7 protein-coding genes are annotated in these 20,827 nt (G+C 35.2%); 3 read left to right on the forward strand and 4 right to left on the reverse strand.

The annotated features are described in order from the left end of the window. Positions 1-21: 21 nt before the first annotated feature. From B0A65_RS18175 to B0A65_RS18190, 4 genes are all read right to left on the reverse strand, one after another. Positions 22-3,177: a SusC/RagA family TonB-linked outer membrane protein gene (locus tag B0A65_RS18175; RefSeq protein ID WP_074663869.1), complete on the reverse strand. Its 3,156-nt coding sequence runs from the start codon at positions 3,175-3,177 to the stop codon at positions 22-24. A gap of 78 nt (positions 3,178-3,255) precedes the next feature. Next, positions 3,256-5,664 (reverse strand): glycoside hydrolase family 2 TIM barrel-domain containing protein, encoded by a 2,409-nt coding sequence (locus tag B0A65_RS18180; RefSeq protein WP_074663872.1) that lies wholly within the window; start codon positions 5,662-5,664, stop codon positions 3,256-3,258. 44 nt (positions 5,665-5,708) lie between these two features. Continuing rightward, on the reverse strand, positions 5,709-9,002 hold the full coding sequence (locus B0A65_RS18185) for a glycosyl hydrolase (RefSeq protein ID WP_074663874.1): 3,294 nt from the start codon (positions 9,000-9,002) through the stop codon (positions 5,709-5,711). 63 nt (positions 9,003-9,065) lie between these two features. After that, positions 9,066-12,740 carry a polysaccharide lyase family protein gene (locus B0A65_RS18190; protein ID WP_083370537.1) on the reverse strand — a complete coding sequence of 1,225 codons (3,675 nt, stop codon included), beginning with the start codon at positions 12,738-12,740 and terminating at the stop codon, positions 9,066-9,068. 1,007 nt (positions 12,741-13,747) lie between these two features. Here B0A65_RS18190 and B0A65_RS18195 point away from each other — a divergent pair. From B0A65_RS18195 to B0A65_RS18205, 3 genes are all read left to right on the forward strand, one after another. Next, positions 13,748-14,779 carry a GntR family transcriptional regulator gene (locus B0A65_RS18195; RefSeq protein WP_242670309.1) on the forward strand — a complete coding sequence of 344 codons (1,032 nt, stop codon included), beginning with the start codon at positions 13,748-13,750 and terminating at the stop codon, positions 14,777-14,779. A gap of 400 nt (positions 14,780-15,179) precedes the next feature. Beyond that, entirely contained in the window at positions 15,180-16,136 is a 957-nt protein-coding gene (locus tag B0A65_RS18200) for an aldo/keto reductase (protein WP_074663882.1), read from the forward strand. A 366-nt stretch (positions 16,137-16,502) separates the two neighbouring features. Beyond that, the gene (locus B0A65_RS18205) at positions 16,503-20,159 is read left to right on the forward strand and encodes a two-component regulator propeller domain-containing protein (protein ID WP_074663885.1); all 3,657 of its coding nucleotides are present in this window, start codon (positions 16,503-16,505) and stop codon (positions 20,157-20,159) included. Positions 20,160-20,827: the final 668 nt, after the last annotated feature.

Consider the following 20,827-nt stretch of genomic DNA (forward strand, 5'->3'; position numbering starts at 1 on the left):
TTCGTTTAAGAAAAATAATTACTAAAATCCAACTTCAACTCCCATAACGAAGCTACGGTTGAAATAGGTTGAATTAGCATCAAAATCATACCAATCTAATGATTGATAGATACTGCCGGGATTTACTGCTTGCACATAGAGTTTCATGTTAGCTAACCCTAATTTGTTTGCGTAGTCTTTATCAAAATTATACCCTAACGAAATATTACGAATTTTCACAAATGATGCTTTTTGAAAGCCTAGAAGACTTGAGAATTGGTCGGCTGAACCTGAAGTAGCCTGTCCGAGAATTGGTTTTTGGAATTCTGCGTTTGGGTTCTCAGGAGTCCAGTAATTTACTTCACGTTGATTCGAATGAGCCGTCAAAGCTTCTCCTCCTAATGCAGACATATAGCCCATTCGCCCATACAAATTGAATCCAACTTCAATACCTTTATAACTGAAGTTGTTATTCCATCCCATCGTCCAATGTGGACTACTATTTCCTAAAACTACACGATCCTTTGCATCCATTTTATAATCTCCATTTTGATCTTTAGGATGAACATTACCTGGCGTAAATTTGTAACCATTTGCATTCCATTTCGCCATCTCAGCAAGGTCCTCAGGTGTATTTTGCCACATTCCCTGATTATCGTAACCGTAACGAACAGTTAATGAATTACCTATAAACCACGCGTTGTCAATCATATCATTTTTACCATAAGCTAACTCATCTATTTGATCTTTTTGCCACGCACCATTTAAATTAGATTCCCATGTAAAACCGCCAGCAGTCTCAATTGGTATGAAATTTAGCGTAACTTCTATCCCTTTATTGCTCGTTTTTCCAATATTTGCGGTCGTAGAAGGAAACCCAGTCAGTGTTGGAATTTTCACTTCCATTAGTAAATCACTTGTAAATGATCTATAAGTATCAATAGAACCACTAAACCTGTTTTTAAAGAAACTAAAATCTATTCCAAGGTTATATTGCGTCGTTTTTTCCCATCCAAGTTCAGGATTTGCCATCGTCAGCTGATCTTTTGTGTAATAAGGTTCATTTGTAGTATATCCGATTTGATTACCCATTCCGTTAAATGGAAGATAAAAAGATGTAATATTTCCTTTCGTTTGATAAGGATCAACTGATGAATTACCTGTAGTTCCAAAACCTATACGAAGCTTTAGATTTTCAAGCCAATTAACATCTTTTAAAAACGTTTCATTTTTGATACGCCAAGCCAATGCTGCTGATGGGAAAAAATCCCATTTGTAACCTTCTGCCAATTGTGATGCTCCATCCCAACGTCCGGAAATTGTCAATAAATAACGATTGTCAAATCCATAATTAGCACGAATCATATAAGAACTTAGCTGACGCTCAGTAATAGAAGAGCTCATGGCTGCGCCATTAGCTGCATTTGTAATATCCACACTTCCCATTGCATTCCATAATGATGATGGTTTTGGTATGTTGTTTGCACTCATTGCAGACTCTTCAATATTCCATGCTGATGCAGTCTGAAGCAAAGTTAAACCTACTTTATGTTTTGCTGCAAATGTTCGGTCATATGTTATTATATTATCTACAGTCCATGAAATATCTCGACGATTTTTAAGACGTGCATAATTTGCTCCTGCACTTCCGTCAGAATTGATTTTAATTGATGATGTTCCGTCAATAAATGCCCCTTCTCTCCAATGGCGAAAATCCGGTCCAAAATTAATTTTATAGCTCAGTCCTTCTGCAGGTTTCCATATTTTACCAAAATCAACAGTAGCAGAAAAATTACCCAAAGCTCGCAGTGTTTGTGTCTGCTGTGTACTTTTTTCCCATTCATTCATAATAGTATAGATACTGGACTCACCTCCTGGATTAATAACTTCCTTGCCATTTTCATAATAAGGCACTGCAATATTATAAATTGATTTCGCAGCTCCGTAAATTGCATTAGAACTTCCATTACTACGTCCTCCTAAAGTTGACATTCCATAATCCTGGTCACTCCACGAAACATTTAAAGACGCATTGATCTTGAACCATTCCACGGGATTAATATTTGAAGTAATCTTAGCTGTATAACGCTTGTACCATTGTCCTTTTTGAGTTCCTTCATTATCCAAGTATCCTAGTGAACCATAAGTATTTACTTTCTCCGAACCTCCACTGGCGCTAATAACATGTTCTTTACTGATTCCGGCTTGTGTTACAAAGTCTGTCCAATCAGTATTTGTTACCTTTGAGGCATCATATGTTCCATTTGCCCATCCTTTCAAAACATTATCTCTTGATGTCTGGCCGTCTAAAGCACTGTCAAAAATCAATTTATCATTTTCATAAGTTGGCGCATTCGGATTTGCGTAAGTATTAGGATTAAGATTATAAGCAGCAGTACGTCTGAACTTTATAAAATCGGCAGCATTCATTGATGGAGAACGATCAACAAGCTGAGAAGTAGTCAGTGTTCCCGCATAATTTAAAGTAAACTGACCTGCTTTTCCTTGTTTTGTTGTCACTATAATAACCCCATTTGCTCCTCGAGAACCATAAATAGCAGTTGCTGAAGCATCTTTAAGAATATCCATACTTTCAATATCACGAGGATTGATTGTTTCAATAGAAGAACCTGACATTAAAGGCACACCGTCTACAACATAAAGTGGCGAATTTCCTGCCGATAATGACCTATTACCACGAATACGAACAACTCCAACAGATCCCGGACGCTCACTAATTGTTATGTCAACCCCTGCTGCTTTGCCTTGCAATGCTTCCAGCGCATTATTAACTGGTCTGGTCATTAATTGCTCAGCACTTACACTCACGACTGCTCCTGTTACGTCAGATTTCTTCTGCGTACCATATCCCACAACAACAACTTCATTTAGCTCTGATACATCATCTACAAGAACCACTTTAATAACGGCTGCGCTAGTTATAGCGGTCTCAACTGTTTTTGATCCTGTAGAAGAAATTACTAAAATTTGACCAGAAGTGGCACTAATAGAAAAATTGCCGTCAAAATCAGAACTAGTGCCTGTCTTAGTTCCTTTAATAAGTACGTTTGCTCCTGGAATTGGTAATCCGGACGCATCTGTAATTACTCCTTTAATTGTTTTGTTCTGCGCATAGCCTGTTGCATTGAATAATGCAAAAACAGCAATAATGAGCAAAAAAATAAATTTGTTTTTCATAAAGTTAAATTTGGTTAGTTAGTATTGTATTGTAAATCATATTATTATTAATTGAGTTGAAATATTATCATCACAATTTTACTTTACAGTTAAAGTTTTGTTAGCCTCTTTCAATCCTGTTGCAGTAACTTTCACTTTTACTGTTCCTGCTTTTTGTTCTGATCTTAAAATGGCCATGGCAAACCCATTATATAGGGCTTTTTTATTACCTGCAAATAAATCATTGCTTAAATGATTGCCGTTATCTACCGCAATTATATTTGCCACTCCGTTAATATTGAAAGTTATTTCTCCTTCAGCTGTTGGTACTTTACGACCTTTGCTATCAACAGCATATACTTTCAAATATTGAAGATCCATTCCGTCCCCTTTCCAACTATCGTTTTCTGTTTCTATTTTTAATGCTACAGCTTTTCCAGTTGTTTCTAATTCATGGCGCGCTACTTCTTTTCCGCCAGTTCTTGCGATAGCCGTTATATTACCTGCACTAAAAGGAATATCCTTCCAGTATATCGTATTGCGCTTTCTAACATCGGTACTGTTTTGTTGCACACCAAAAGATTTTCCATTTACCAGAAGTTCAACCTCATCAGCATTAGTATACGTATAGAGATTATATTTTTTTCCTGACTGCCTGTTCCAATGTGCAGAAATTACCTTTTGGCCCACTACCTGATCGTTCCACATCTTTACATCTCCTTCATTATCAACTACACCAATATAAACTAGAGGTTCGTCCTTGAATATACTTTTAGTTAACCAAGCTTGTGGAAAAGGTTCCATGGCATGATTGAAAAAAGAATAATTCCAGCCTTTTCTCGGCCAACCTTGTGATTCTCCCCAATACTCGATGGCTCCCCAATAAGCTAGTCCAACCATTTTTTCTCTATCCATTCCAAAAAAAGGTGCAGCAAGCTCATTAGTTACCGCTTCACTTTGATAAACTATCATATTGGGAGCATGTTTTAAATATTCTTGGTAATCCTCCCAAGTGTAATTAAAACTCGCGATTTCAGTAACAGTAGCTAATTCTGGAGGAATGATGTTTTCCTTAATTCGGAAATCAGGGTTTGCTCTAATAATACCACCGGCACGAGCTGGGTACATGGCAACTGTAGTTTTACGGGTAGGATCGTAACGTTTAGCCACTACATCCATTAGTCGATAGGTAGTTACACCCCAGTCAGTTGTTGAAAAATTCCAACGCTCTTCCTGGAACTGTAATTCGTTTCCAAAACTCCACATGATAACAGAAGGATGATTTCGGTCGCGTTTGATCCATTCTTTTATATTGTCATACCATATATCATTCCATGGGGCACTTCCTGCCCATGCGACTGTACTTCCCCATTTATCATATAATTCATCTACGATCAAAATACCCTTCTCATCTGCAAGATCAAAAAATGATTCTGAATAGGGATTGTGTGAAGTTCTTATATGGTTAAAACCAAAAGCTTTCAGTTGATCCATCATTCGTGCAATTGACGTACTATAAGCAGCAACACCAACAGCTCCCAAGTCATCATGGTTAGCTACGCCTTTAAGGAAGACCTTTTTACCATTTAATTTAAGACCAAAATCTTTCGAGAATTCAATGCTACGGATACCAAACTTTTTGGTAATTTTATCAATGACTTTCCCGTTTAACATTAATACAACTTCCGCAGAATACAGATTAGGACTTTCGCATGACCATAGTTGTGGATTAGAAACAGTAACCTGTGGCAACTTAACTTCTACTTCAACAAGATTTGACTTTTTTGGAGCCATTGTTTTTGTTTCAGCTACTTGTTTTCCTTCAGGCGAGAATATTTTTGTATTTATTTCCAGTTCATATTCTTTATTTTTAATTCCTGCCACTTCTACTTGCACATTAACTTCAGCCTGCTGATCGGAAATTTTTGGGGTGGAAATAAAAACACCATGGCGGGCTATAGAAACCATATCTTTTGCGATCAAATGCACATCACGAAACAATCCTCCACCTGTGTACCAACGTGAACCGCCCTCAGTAGTAGCCCGAACAGCAACTACATTGTCGGTATCGTATTTTATAACATCTGTTATGTTTGCTTCAAAACCAAGATAGCCATAACTTGTTCCTCCTATTTTCTTTCCGTTAACCCAAACTTCTCCAGAAAGCATAATTCCTTCAAAATCAATAATTATTTGCTTCCCGGCCCATTTTGAATCCACTTTAAAAGTTTTACGATACCATCCTACACCCAAAGCTTTAAATCCTCGCCCCTTATTTGCTGTTTGATCCCAGGGCTGTTCAAATTGAAAATCATGCGGTAAATCCAACTTCCGCCAATCATCATCATTGAAAGTCATATCCTGTGCATTTGTGATCTCACCTGCCTTGAATTTCCAGCCAAAATTAAATAATTGGTTTACCCTAACCTGTTCATTACTGCTCTGTGCAAATAGAAATATTGTGCAAAAAAATGCAATAATAGTGGTCCAAATTCTCCTATTCTTCATTATATATAATTTGATTTAAATGTTCTATTGAATATTTGTGTTACTTATTTTAATCGCTTTACAAGCAAAACTTGGTTAATAATACCAGATGATACTAACGAAGTATTTGGATTTGCTACCTCTGGGAAAGCATATGTAAAACGTTTGGATTGAGGTAATGACGAATCCCCTACCATTCGATTGGTCAACGAGTTTACTACCTCGATCTCAAGGGTGTTTTTACCATTCTGGATATAAGAAGTTATATCTGCTTCCCACGGACTGCACCAAACAGTAGACACAGTCTTTCCATTAACGATGACACGTGCTATAGCTCCTAATTCAGGAAAACGTAGTAATACCTGTTCACTCGATTCTAGTTTGTCAAATTGAATATATTTTTTATAAATTGCTGTGCCAGAATAGTATTTAATACGGTCATCTATATTTTTGCTCCAGTCTGTTAGCTCACTAAAAATGACTTCACCTGGTCCTCCCTTATTTGGATCAAAAAAAACTTTCCAATCTCCTTCAATCTCCGTTACTTTTTCCTCAACACCATTCCATCTTAGTGGAAGTGCTGATGAACTACCATCAGTAGTAACAATAAATCCAGATTCATTCGACTGAAGAACAACATCTACCAATAGTCCGTCTTTGCCAGATGCTGCAACAGGAAGAGAATATTGTTTGCCTGTTGTTGGATCCCAATATTCAGCATTTGAGACATTTGTACGTAAACGAATCGAATCCTTAAAAACATTTTTACTATGATTGTTTAAAAAATAAATATCAATGCCTTCTCCTAAACTGCGATGTGCAAAGTAGAGTTTATCGGTAACGATATTTCCGCTTTTGAAACCAGCATCCGGTTTAATATTTTGTTTTGACAATACTTCTGCAAGGGTCATTCCCCAATACACTCTTCCTTTACCGAATATTTTAGTACCTGTTTGTGTTTTATCCCATAATTGACTTACCAATGTCTGGTATTCGTTTGCAAACACTGCATCGTTTAATGAACCTGAACTAAGCGGACGTGCTCCATAAACTGGAACACCGTCCTTTACCATTTTGGCAATTTGACGCAATGCTTCCAGCGAAATATCTCCATTATCAGGAAGTATCAAAATCTGATAATTCACTCCATCGGGAAGAACAATTCGGCCGTCCTTGGCAGACATTCTTGTAATTAAGGCATCTTTAGTACAGACATCGAAATCATATCCTTCCGGAATTTGTGGTAAACGGTTAGCTAAAAGTTTTACCGGGGCATTTTCTCCCAAATAAATACACAAATCAGCCACTGAAATACCATTTCGCATCAATGCAGCACATCTTGCCTGATAATCCCAAAATGGTTTGCTATAATTCCAATATGTATTATTTCTGTTTAATACGTATTGCCGCCCTCCACCAGTGCTTCCTGGGATTTTGTCTAACCAAGGTTGATATGCTGAGGCACAAACAACAAATTCCTGAGCACCAAAAGCATAAGCATAATCCGCTACATTCTTTGCATCCGCTAACGATTGACTAAATTTCAAATCGGTAAAGGCCTCTGCCGAGGCAATTGGTTTTCCGTAAATATGTGCAGCTGAAGAAGTTTCCTTTACGTCATAACTTCCATGGGTCTGATATGCCCAAAACTCGCCCTGCGGTTTCTCTACGCGTCCTTTTGCTTTAAAATTATCTGCCACCATGGTAAGTCCGTTTCCAACTGCTTGTGCAGTAAAAACTACTCCGGCCTTTCTGCATAAACTATCCAACGTTCCAAAATATTCATCAGATACAAGATCTGATAGTGTTAGTCTCATATCATACAGAAATCCGCTAGTTTCCTCTTTCGACCCCACTATATATCCTAGCAATGCAGGCAGGTATTTGTGAATATCATATCCTCGAAGTTGTTTAAACTTATTTTCAAAACCTTCTGTCCAGTTTTGAGAACCCGCTTCATGGCTATCCATATGCAAACCTGTTAATGGAATTCCTACTTTTTTTAAGGAATCCTGCATAACTTTAAAATAGCTATTCCATTGAACTGTTGTTGCTTTTGCCGAGAGTTTATCACTCTCCAAGCCTTTAAAATTGGCCCGTCCATGTTTGGTAGACACTCCAATAGGTACACGAACAAATCGCATAATCACCCATTTTCCAGCTGGTACATTCCACTCCAGTTGCCCGTCCTTCATTTTAGTTGTCAAATCCACTATTTTTTTTGGATCAATAACTGCTGACTTAGAATACAACGGAGTGTTATTTTTCTCAACGTATTCAGAATTTAATGCCGCCTTTTCTTCCCATTGGTCAGTTTTCGCCTGTGATGAGATAATTACATTTCCTAACGGCAAATCTTCTCCAACATCTTTAGGATTTGACCAATCGTGAAGGTTAAGTCGGAAATATTTTCCTTTTACTGCTGGAAAAGAAATAGTTTTTTGATTCCAAGTTGGCGATTCGTAAATTGGTTTTAAATCGCAAACCTTCGTATATTTTACACCATCTTCAGAAACTTCCATCTGACCGAAATCCGGTTGTTTTACATAACCATAACCATAAAAATTTTCAGATGTTGGCCCTGGCATATTCATCGCGCCTGTTCTTGATTTACCTTTTGCGCGAACTCGGTAAGTAATACTTCGTGCCGTAAAAAATTTCTTGAATTCTAAATTAATATAAACAGAAGACCCGCCCTTTTGTACAGGAATATTAGTTAGTTTATTAGTCGTTGAAAAAACAAGCTCTTTTGTATTCAGTTGTTCAACATTGCTAGATACCTTTGGTAACTGATTTAAACTTGTTTCCCAATTTCCTTCTGGAACGGGAAAGGCCATAACGGCTACATCACGTACAATTCCTGATTTATTTTTACGCTGTGGAGCAGGAAGTTTGCCATTAAAAAGCTTTCCTCCATTGACCAATGTATCAGTTGCGTCAAGGCGTTGCATACTTAGGTCCTCTGTTATCCATGGTCCCCCTGAAACATAACCATCTGATAGATGAGTTTCAAATGTTAATCCTAAACGTTTTGCTTCGGCAGCTGCAAAACGAAACATCTCCCACCACGCCGGCGAAAATGACAATAATGCATTTTTTCCATTTCCATGCACTTGATCATAATATACAACCCCACCAACACCTTCACGCTTAAATGCCTCTAAATCGGCAGTAATTCCTTCTCGTGTTGTTTCTGTTTCACCATGAAACCACCAAAGTTTTGTACGTGCGATATCAGATGGATTATTAAATTCGTTTCTAATTTGATTAATCGAAGTTTTTTCAGCTTGAGCCAAAGTAGAAGTACTGTAAAAAGCTATAAAGCTATAAACGACAGTAAATAAAAATTGCTTGTTCATCTATTTTAATTATTGGTATTCCCTCTAAAACAATATTGCATTAGAGCGTTTTTAATTGATTAATTATATTTTAAGGACTGTTTTAAAATAATTACCTTGTGATGTAACTATTAAAAAATGATAACAACCACTATTAAACTTTTCTAGCGAAACAATATTTTTAAATTCTGTAGTTACCAACTGTCCTAAATTATTGTATACTATTATTTTTTCGAGAGTAATATTATCCGGAACAGTAACATTTACAATATTGTTTGTAGGATTTGGAAATACTTTTACTAACTGAGAATTTTTAAAAGATTCAACGGATAAATGTTTTTCCAAATTTGCTTCTAATCTCACATAGTCAAACATTACATTCCCCAACGTCGCGCTACCTCCCACTCTTATTGTAAAAGTGATTTGATTAGCTCCTTTTTTAAGAAGTTCAGCCGGAAAATTAAATCGAGTATCGTTAAATGTACCATGAGTTCCTTTTCGAATCATTGCATTAGAATTCTCCGCAAAATATACACCTGTCAATGGATTAGTTACATTTGTTCCATTTACATTTAAAATAAGATTTGCCCCTTTCATTTCAGCAAGAGCTACGTATACAGATGCAATCGATCCACTTGTTGGATTATTATCTAGATTGAAATTAATATTCCATGCTGGCGATGAAGCCCTTATGGTCTTATCCCAATATTGTACAAAATTCCAATCAGTGGAAATATTGCTTTCTCCTATTGTAAAATTCACATCATTTGGAAACTCATCCGGATAATTAAGAAAAATACCCCAACGTAAATCAGGACTAGTATTACTCGTCCACCAATCACTTCCGTGTTTAAATTCTTTTGTATCTCTATCGGGTATACCAAGTTCCCATACCGTTTTAGCGACCCTTGTTGGCTCCCAATTTACGGTACCCAATGTAGTGTTTTGACCCGCTGTAACTGTGGCATAATTTGGTATTGTAAGTTGTCCTCTGGCTCCAGGGCCATAAGCGAAAAGAGTATACGTACCAGGTATTACATCTGGAATAGTAAAATTACCATTTGAATCAGTCTTAACCCAAAATTGATAATTTTTACTCCAACGTTGAAATTGAGTATTGTCATTACTCCCGGCAGGAGGTATTCCCAGCCCAACCCAAGTATTAGCAGCTGATGCCGAAGGATTTCCAGAATCGTTAATAGTCAGCTTACCAATAACGGTACCGCGTCCATTTTGTTTAATATAAGCTGGATTATTATGCCATTCATAAGGCCATGCTGTTTGTTCAATTTTGGCTTGTGTTTTGGCATCTTGCCACAAAACCATCTGTGCATTTGTAGTGCCAGCAGCTACTTTATTACAATAAAGTAGAAATGGTCCATAATTTTTTTGCCATTCCTCTCCTGCTGCTACTGCGGTTTCCTGACCATAACCAAAATGAGTTCCTCCCAACATATTTAACATAACAGGATTAGCGTGACACATTAATTCTGTATGTTCCGGTCCGCCTGAATAGTATTCTTTACTTGGTGCAGTTACATATAATCCTACATTGTCTACTGTACTACTCCATCCCCAAGTATCTATTTTTCCCAAGTCAGCACTGTAGTCGTATTTACATTCATATTTATCTTTGTAAATTCCTGTGGTCAAACGTGTAACTTCTGGTGGTGCTCCCGTCACTGCCACAGCATTATCAACATCGAATTTACTTGGCATAATTTTATTTCGTAAGGCATCGACACTTAGCCAATCCAATCTAGGATTTGGATAACTTGCCATTCTCCACTCGCCACCAGCAAGCGCAGGATAAGCAGCAGGATGTGAAAGAACTGCGGCAGCATATAATCCTGAAACATTTCGCTGGAGCGAATAATATACATCTACATCCATAGCAGCTGTGGCCGAATTGCCATTCCACGACATGTGCAGTTTAATTTCTGCAGAATTAAAATTATTAACGCCTGGATCTGTAACGAGAGAATAAGTACAGCCTTCAGGGTTTTGATACGCAGGCATATTCCAGCTCCAATATATTAATCCTCCCCCATAACCTCCCTGAATCATTTCAAGTCCATTATAAATAAGACTGGTAACAGATCCATTAGTTTTATTGATAGTAGCCTTAACAATTCCGTTGTTCATTACAACTGTAGTTCCATTATCGATTATCCTTACGTTAGTAGGATCCGATATAGGAGTACTGAAAGTTTCATTATTTCCATAGCTTACAACATTATTACTGTTAATGCTATATGCTCTGACATTGTACCCTGTATCGGATAAAAGTCCACTTATTATGGTCGTAAACGAACCCGGTCCTGTAGATACATCAATAACTTTATTAGCAGTAATTGTCGGGTTAGCACCAGTACTGTAAACAATTCCGCGCTCTATAATAGTGGATAATCCATCAGAGGCAACTTCTCCTCCTGTTGTAGCAGAGGTATAATTAATATTAGTTACTGGTTTGGTTGAAACTAATCGGGAAAAAAATTGTACAATTGGTGTTACTACGCCAGTTGAATTAGTTTTGGTATAAATTATATAGGGCTTTGAAGTGTCATTCCCTACAGCAATTGAAAGCGTCGCAATTTTTGTTGTTCTGGCCACAGTAGAATTTTCACCCGTAGCATCAATACCAACACCAGAAGGTGAGGTTGTTGGTATGTTTTCCAACTCATTAAAAGTACCACTACCATTAGCTTTCTTAAATACTCTGACAGTACTCGATAAACCGTTGCCAATTAATGCATCCGTAAAAATATTATATAAATTTCCAGCGCTATCATTAATCAAATAAAGATTACTGGCGTCTCGCGTACTTAAAACTGTTGGAGAATCCCAAAGTGCTGTCGTTTTATTATAACGAATAGTAGTAGATTTATTACTGTTCGAAGAATTAAAATAGCATACAATTGGATTATTTTCACTATCCATTGTAATGCTACTGTACCGGGCAGTAAGTGTTGAGGAAGATACTACGGGACTTGGCGGAGTTATACTTTCCCAGTTTGCACTACTGTAACGATAAACTCTTACAGGTGAAGGACTCGTAGCGTTATAGACCTGACTTATGTAAACCAAATATGGTACGTTATCGGAATCAAGGCCAACATCAACTGCTGATGCGTAAAGGTCCGTTTGTTGAACAGCTCCCTGGCCTACTGTTTCCCAAATACCATTAACTAATCTTTTTACCCACGGATAACCAGATGTCGTGCCGACACGCTCAGAATAAGCAATGTAAGGTATATTATTACTGTCAAAAGAAATATCAAATCGTGTTTCAGACGGACCTGTATAAGCAACAGAATTTGTTGAAACACTTGATCTTATCCATTCATCATTGGCTCCTAAAACAGCAACCGATAGTAGACCGCCTGTTTTATCTACTGCGCCAATATAAACTTTACCAGTCTTGTCGTTAAATATTCTAGGGTAAGTAACTTGAGTTGAGCCAAAGGGATTATTTGTTCCAACTTGTGACCAGGTTCCATCAATATTTCTTTTTTTAACTCTTGATACTCCACCAGTAGCATTTCCTTCGACATAGGCAATATATGGAACGTCGCCGACCACAGTTATGGATGTATAATATGTAGCTATACTTGATAGATTACCCTCATTGCCAATTATGCTCCATTGTTGCGCATAGGATGACTGTACACTCAATATCAAAAATAAGTATACGGCATTTCTAACAGGAATCTTTTGGAAAAGAAAGACCCTTATCTTAAAAGATAGTTTGTTTTTCATTGAATGGTTGGTTGGTTAGATAGTTAGCTATACTGGCATTTCTTGTAATTAAGTTAAACCAGCAGTTTGGTCAATTATAAATCATTTTTTAATTAAAATTAGAGGTCAAAATTATCTTTAAAACCAGTAAATTGACTATTCAAAACAAATCAAAATGATTCAAAACAAATCATTTTAACTCTCGTCTTGTCAATTAATACAAGTATTCACACAATAATCCTATCTAAGAATGGCCCACGTTAAGAGCTATTTTGAATAACATTTATAAAATCGTAAGATTCAGAACGAAGACCTAAAAGATTGATTGGAGAAAGAACTCCTGAAAAAGAAGGAATTATTACAAAAAGGCTTTACATAGAAAGGATAATTGCCACTGAACAAATTATTTCAATAATCTAACTCAGAGCAGAAATGTTGCTAAGATGAAATAATTTTGAAAATGCAGAAGGACACTTTTATAAATTACTTAGCAAAAAAGCAACTCCTGACCAGAAAAAACAGCATTTATTACCAAAATCTGCCTTGATAAACAGACAAAAAAATATTTAAAATATACTTCCCTGTTCAAAATGTATATAATTAACTTTTATTCATAACTAGTGGTAAACTTCCAATTTCTGTAAACCTCTTTTTTGCATTACTTAGATTAGTGCTCCAGCGGCACGCATTTACAAGCAGTTTCTAGAAAGTCGTAAAACTCATACTTTAAGATCAAAATGATTTGTTTTGAATCATTTTGATTTGTTTTGAATAGCTATTTTACTGGTTTTAAAGATAATTTTGATTTCTAATTTTTTAGTATTAAGTATAAATTGCTACTTGATATTTTACATTTATCTGCTATAGCTAAAGGCATTAATAACTGTATTACAACTTGTGATTCTGTTAAAGCAGGAGTAGCATTAATAAACTTTTCTTTTTATTATTAATCAACTACAGATTTCCAATAGCTACGGTCTGTTTTGTACCTAATTCGATTTATTATTATGAGTCCACATGTTCCCTTAATGGCCCTTGAAGTTAATAAACGTTCAAGTATACCCAAATACATTCAAATTGCGGAATGCATCAGCAATGATATTGCTGAAGGTCGAATCAATCTAGGAGATCGCATTCCATCTATAAACGATCTTAGTGAAACAAATAAGGTATCGCGGGATACTATTGAAAAAGCGTATAAAATTCTTAGAAAGCGTAGCTTGATCTTTTCGGTATTAGGAGTAGGCAATTTTGTTTCTGCGAATTGTACATCAACAGTAAAAGTTCTATTTCTTATCAATAAACCAAGCTCCTACAAAATGGAAATTTATAATGCCTTTGCCAATTCAATAGGCACAAGAGCACAGATTAATATGTTTCTTTACAATTGTGATGAACAGCTTTTTATTGATGTGCTTCAAAAGAATAGTGCTAGCCATAATTTTGTTGTTATAATGCCTCATTTTAAAGGCTTAGGAAACACACATGTAAACTATACACCTGAGGTCATACGATCAATTGAGAAGATAGATAAGGATAAACTTATTATATTAGATAATTCCCATGTTGAAATTGCAGGAATTCTTTCTGCTGTTTACCAGGATTATAAAAAAGACACCTTTAATGCTCTTTTTGACGGACTTGAAAAATTTAAAAAATATAAAAGAATTAATTTTGTATATCCTACAAATTCCGTTTTTCCTTACCCTGCAAGAGTCCAGGATGCCTTTATTGAATTTTGCATGTTGAATGGTATTGAATACCAGCTTTTGGAAAAAATTGAAGAAGATCTTGAGTTTGACCAAAAAGAAGTTTATATAACTATTGAGGACGGGGATCTAGTTCGTTTAATGCAGCAGATCAAGAAAAGGAGTAAACTTTTGGGCAAAGATGTGGGTGTTATATCCTATAATGACACTCCGTTAAAAGCACTTTTAGGTATCACAGTAATGAGTACTGATTTTAAAGCCATGGGCGAAATGGCAGCGGAGCTTATACTGACAAATAAAAAACGTATTTTAAAGAATCCATTCCGATATATCGAAAGAAATTCTCTTTAAGAAAGAAATAACAATCAAAAGCGAAGAAGGAATTATTCAATATTCTTGAAATTTTTTTATTCATTGACACTTATTTAATAAAAAAATAAAGGGGTCTCTGATGTCCCACTTTTATTATACTTGAGTACCAACTTTATTACTGAGAAAATAAAATTAATATTGATTTGAAATACATTAATGCAAATTCTACATTTAGGCTATTTCAAAATTACCTAGGTTAATACGCAAATCCCCTGACTTTTTATTGCTCTGCATTTCAGCGGAAGAAAAGGAGGAAAACTTTTCTGTTTTATTATAAATGAGATTTTACAAACTCGAGAAAATACATAAATATGGTTACAAACAATAACGTTCTTTTATTGCTTTTAACAACTTAACTATAAAACAAATAATAACTAATATGAAATACAACAGGTGTGGAATGAGTGGACTATTATTGCCGCAAATTTCTTTAGGATTATGGCATAACTTCGGTTCTGTAGATAGTTTTGAAAATGCGGAAAGCATTGCAAAAGAAGCTTTTGACAAAGGAATTACACATTTTGATATAGCCAACAACTATGGTCCTATTCCCGGGTCCGCTGAAACTAATTTCGGAGAAATTTTGTCAGATAATTTTAAGGGAAATTTGCGCGACGAAATCATTATTTCAACAAAAGCCGGTTATACAATGTGGGATGGGCCTTATGGAGACTGGGGTTCACGCAAATATTTATTATCAAGTTTAGATCAGAGTTTGAAGAGATTGAAAGTCGACTATGTCGATATTTTTTATTCACACCGCCCAGATCCTGAAACTCCGATTGAAGAAACCATGATGGCTTTAGATTATGCTGTAAGAAGCGGAAAAGCATTATATGTTGGGATCAGTAACTATTCGGCTGAACAAACCCGTGTTGCAGTTGATGTTTTGAAACAGTTAGGAACACCTTGTTTAATTCATCAAGCGAAATATTCGATGTTGGTGCGTTGGGTTGAAGAAAGGTTGTTAGATGTTTTGGAGCAAAAGGGCGTAGGTTGTATTGCTTTTTCACCTTTGGCACAAGGGCTTTTAACAGATAAATACTTAAACGGGATTCCACAAAATTCAAGGGCTCATAATCCGAACGGTCATTTGAAAGAAAATGAAGTTACTGCAGAGAGAATTCAAAAATTGGTTCAACTGAATGAGATAGCTCGAAATAGAAATCAATCTTTGGCACAAATGGCATTAGCATGGTTACAAAAAGACAAACGTGTTACATCAGTTTTAATTGGTGCAAGTTCTGTAAGACAATTGAATAACAATATAGATACACTGCAAAATCTCGAATTTACGTTGGATGAATTAAACTTAATAGAAACAATTTTAAAATAAATATGCTGTTTAATACGGTATCAATAATTAAAATAATCAATAAAAAAGCGAAACAGTATATTATAGTATAAATATGTTTCGCTTTTTTTAGTTAAAGCTATTTTATACTATATCTGCTTACTTCACTATTTCACCCACAAAATTTGAGTTACAAATGAAAAACAGACAATCTGTTAAATTTTAAGTACTACATTTGTCAAGTTAAGACCTCAATAAAAGTAATTCTTTACATCATGAAGCATCGTTCAATGAGCAGTACCGTTTTTACTTTATTTTAATGTTAATACATTAATTGAGATTTTCATTTTCTTTGTGTTTGGACTGGCTGTAGTTTATAAGTCATCTCCAAACAAAAAACTCTGCTGTATGAATATATTCTTCAAACGTTTTAATGCATTAACTGCATTCTTATTATTGCTTCAGTTTCCTATAGTGCAGATGGAAGCTCAGGAAAATATTTTAAAATTCAATCATCTGACTGTAAATGATGGACTACCTCAAAATTCTATTCATGCGATTGCAAAAGACAAATATGGATTTATGTGGTTTGGAACATGGGGTGGCGTTTGCAGATATGACGGATATACTTTTAAAGTCTTCAGAGCAAACGAAAATGATCCAACTGCTTTTGCCGATAATATGATTGATGCTATCGTATCCGATTCACAACAGAATATTTGGATAAAAACCGGCGAATCTGACTGTTTGTATAAATTCAGCTACGAATATGAAACTTTTCAACGCTTTGCAAAAAAAAATGTAGCAACCTATATCGTTAACCTTACTGAACAACAGCCAGTTTCTGAAAATAAAAAATTCAAATTTACTTACGATGAATCTGGTTTAAAACAAACCGATAAAATTTCAGGTAAGCAAACAATATATAAGCTAAATCCAAACAATCCATTTGCAATTTCCGATGAATCAATTTATACAACTTATCTAGATGATGCTCAAAATCTCTGGATAGGTACAAGAAAAGGCGGGATAAATCATGCAAACTTAAACGTTAAACCATTTACTTATTATGCCGGAAATACAACAAAAAAACTCATCAGTAATGAAGTGAGAGCCATCTGCAAGGATAAGATGGGTAGGCTGTGGATAGGGTCAGAAGATATGGGAGTGACAGTTTTGGATAATAATAAAACCAAAAATCTTTATTTTAATACTAAAACCGACATTAACAATAGAAGAATTCGTTCCCTTTATTGTGACAGACTTGGCTATGTATGGATTGGGACAAAGGGCGGACTTCATAGATATGATCCTAAATCCAATTCCATTAAAAGCTATTTTAAAGATAAAACAAAGGCAGGTCATCTTACCGATCCTAATGTTTTTGATATGCTTGAAGACAGCGAAGGGACTTTGTGGATCGGAACATTTAGCGGATTAGCCAAATATGACAGGAAAAATGATAGGTTTTTATATGTTCCAAAAAATTTAATTAGTGGTGTACAAATAAGAAGCATAATTGAAGATCATCAAAAAAACCTCTGGATAGCAACAGAAGACAGAGGCTTAACCAAACTAACTCAGCGCTCTGATAATAATGATGCAGCTAAATTCAAATCCGTCCGCTATATTCACACACAAGGAAATGATAAGATGCTTATTTCAAATCGTTTATATTCCCTTGTAGAAGATGGATCAGGCAAGATATGGATTGCCTCAAATCAAGGATTAATTCGACTAGATCCCAAAAATAATTCGTTCAAAAATTTCTTTATTAAGGATGGTCTGCCAGATGATATTATTATGGGAGTATTATATGATGGCAAAAAGTCAATTTGGGTAAGTCACAAAAAAGGTTTGAGTCAAATAAATACAACAACTTTAGAAATCCAGAATTTCAATGTAAATGATGGCTTACAGAGTAATGAATTTAATCAAAATGCATGTTTCCGTGATTATAAAACTGGTGAGATGTTTTTTGGAGGCCCCAACGGATTAAATTCATTTTTCCCTGATAAAATACAAATTAATAAGTATAAACCAAAAACAGTCCTTTCTCAATTAAGAATAATGAATCAGGTCGTAAAACCTGGATTGAGGATTAACGATCAGATAATTTTAAATAAATCGTTGTTATGTACGAATGAGATTCTGTTATCGTGGTGGAATAAAAACTTTAGCCTAGATTTTGCTGCGTTACATTATGCAAATCCTCTTGGGAATAAATATAAATATAAACTTGAAGGTTATGATCATCACTGGATTTTCACTTCAGGCTACATGCATACAGCTTCTTATACAAATCTTCCATCTGGTAATTATACATTTAAAGTTTACGGTTCCAATAACGATGGAATTTGGAGCGACAAGCCAGCAGTTCTATATATAGAAATACTTCCTCCGTGGTGGCTTTCATGGTGGTCGATAATGCTTTATCTTATTGTAGCACTTGGAATTATTTTGATTATATATAAATATATTGCCGCGCGCATTGAATTCAACAAAAATGAAGAAATTCAACAGTCAAAACTTCATTTTTTTACTGGTATTTCACATGAATTCCGTACACCTCTTACTTTGATAATTGACCCGTTAGAAAAACTTATTTCAGAAAAACTCGATAAAGAAACTATAAATCATTACCATGCCCTGATGCATCGCAATGCAAAACAGCTGCTTTTACTCATCAACCAATTGCTTGATTTTCGTAAACTGGAATCAGGACATCTTACTTTAAATCTTGAACAGACAGACATTATTGCTTTTGTTAAAACTGTTGTTGCTTCTTTCGAGTCAAGAGCGCAAGACAAAAACATTCAATTTCTTCTTCAATCAAACATAGAAAGTCAGAAAATACTTTTTGATGCAGCAAAAATGAATATGGTCTTAAATAACCTTTTATCAAATGCATTTAAATTTACACCTCAAGGTGGTGAAGTAGTCATAGATGTATCTTTTCTGCTTCTTGATAAGCAAATGCTTGTTGTAAAGATTCAAGATACAGGAACGGGAATTGCAGAGCAAGAAATTGACAAAGTTTTTGATATTTTTTATCAATCACCAGCCTCAACTACTCAACAAGAAGGTTCCGGAGTTGGACTAGCTTTGACGAAAGAACTCATACAACTACACGGCGGCGAAATAACTCTTGAAAGCAGAATTGGCCAAGGTTCAATCTTTTCTGTTTTTCTCCCAGTCTTAGGTATTGAACAACCACAAAAACAGGTACATTATCACGAAATTATTCAAAATCATAACGAAAGTGTACCTACAGAAACGTTAAAGCACATTGAGGTAGATACTGAAGCCCCTTTGCTATTAATTGTGGATGACAATATGGATATACGTAATTATATTGCGCTCAATTTTAATACAGAGTACCGAATTATTTTGTCCAATAACGGTACAGAAGGTTTCCTGCAGGCTATAGAAATGATACCTGATCTTATAATAAGTGATGTTATGATGCCAGAAATGAATGGACTGGAATTATCTAACAAGCTGAAATCTGATGAGCGTACAAGTCATATACCTATAATTCTGCTCACAGCACGTCAATCAGATGAATCAAAAACGGAAGGTTATCAAACCGGCGCCGATGCGTATGTCACAAAACCGTTTAATACCAATGTACTGCGAGCTCAAATACAAAATCTACTTAAGCAGAGACAACGGCTCCGCGAGTTATTTTCTCATGGCTCTACAATGGAAATAAATAAAATTGCAATAAATGTTACTGATGAAGCTTTTCTTAAGAAAGTAATAGAGCATATACATAAAAATATCGAAAACGAAGAATTTAATATCGATAACCTTGCAGAAATTCTTAAAATGAGTCGATCGCAATTTTATAGGAAGATAAAAGCACTTACAAATCAGTCATTGCTCGATTTTGTAACGACAATCCGCATGAACAAGGCATTAGAGTTTTTGTTAAGTGGAAATTACAATATTTCAGAAACAGCTCACAAAGTCGGATACAGTATGTCAAGTAATTTTACCAGAACTTTTACTCGTCATTTTGGAGTAAGTCCTTCTAAATATATAGAGTCTTTTAGAAAGTAGAAGATCAAACATTTATAATGTAATGTAGAAGCAATAATACTTAAACCTTTGACTAATATCAAAATGAATAGTAATGATTCGATTTGAATAATCGCTCTTTCTCATTTACAGATAATTTTGTATATAATTTTATACGGTCAAATTATTGCCTTAAATAATGTATGAACTCAAAAAAGGTAAGATGTATAGATTGAAATTACCTTAGAAAATTGGAGTGGATATCATTTCTGCCATAGAAGTATGGGCGACTTCTGTTTAAAATGACAAAAGTGAGAACTTTTTTTCACAAAAGTCATTATACGATATCCTAATTTCTCTGTCAAATCACGTAATGCAGTGAAATTATTTGTCATTGCTTTTCATAAAAAAAAACTTATTTTTGCGTCTGAATCAATTAACGAATTATAACGTTAATTTAAATAGATATAGCAAGCTACTACGTTCAATATTTATAAAAATAACGAAAATTTCGGTGGCAGAATCGTGGCGCAGTACATTTCGAACCCGGTAATAAATATTAAAAATGCAGTATATAAAGGAGGTCTTGAATTTACAGTTCGAATCCCTCTTTCTCCTCGGTTGATTTAAAAAGGAAACTTTTCAAAGTCTACAAAAAAGTCAAAATTTATGGAAGCCCTGCATTTTAAATATTTATAATTATATTTGTA

This window comes from Flavobacterium frigidimaris (genome assembly GCF_002217275.1).
Classification (GTDB): domain Bacteria; phylum Bacteroidota; class Bacteroidia; order Flavobacteriales; family Flavobacteriaceae; genus Flavobacterium; species Flavobacterium aquidurense.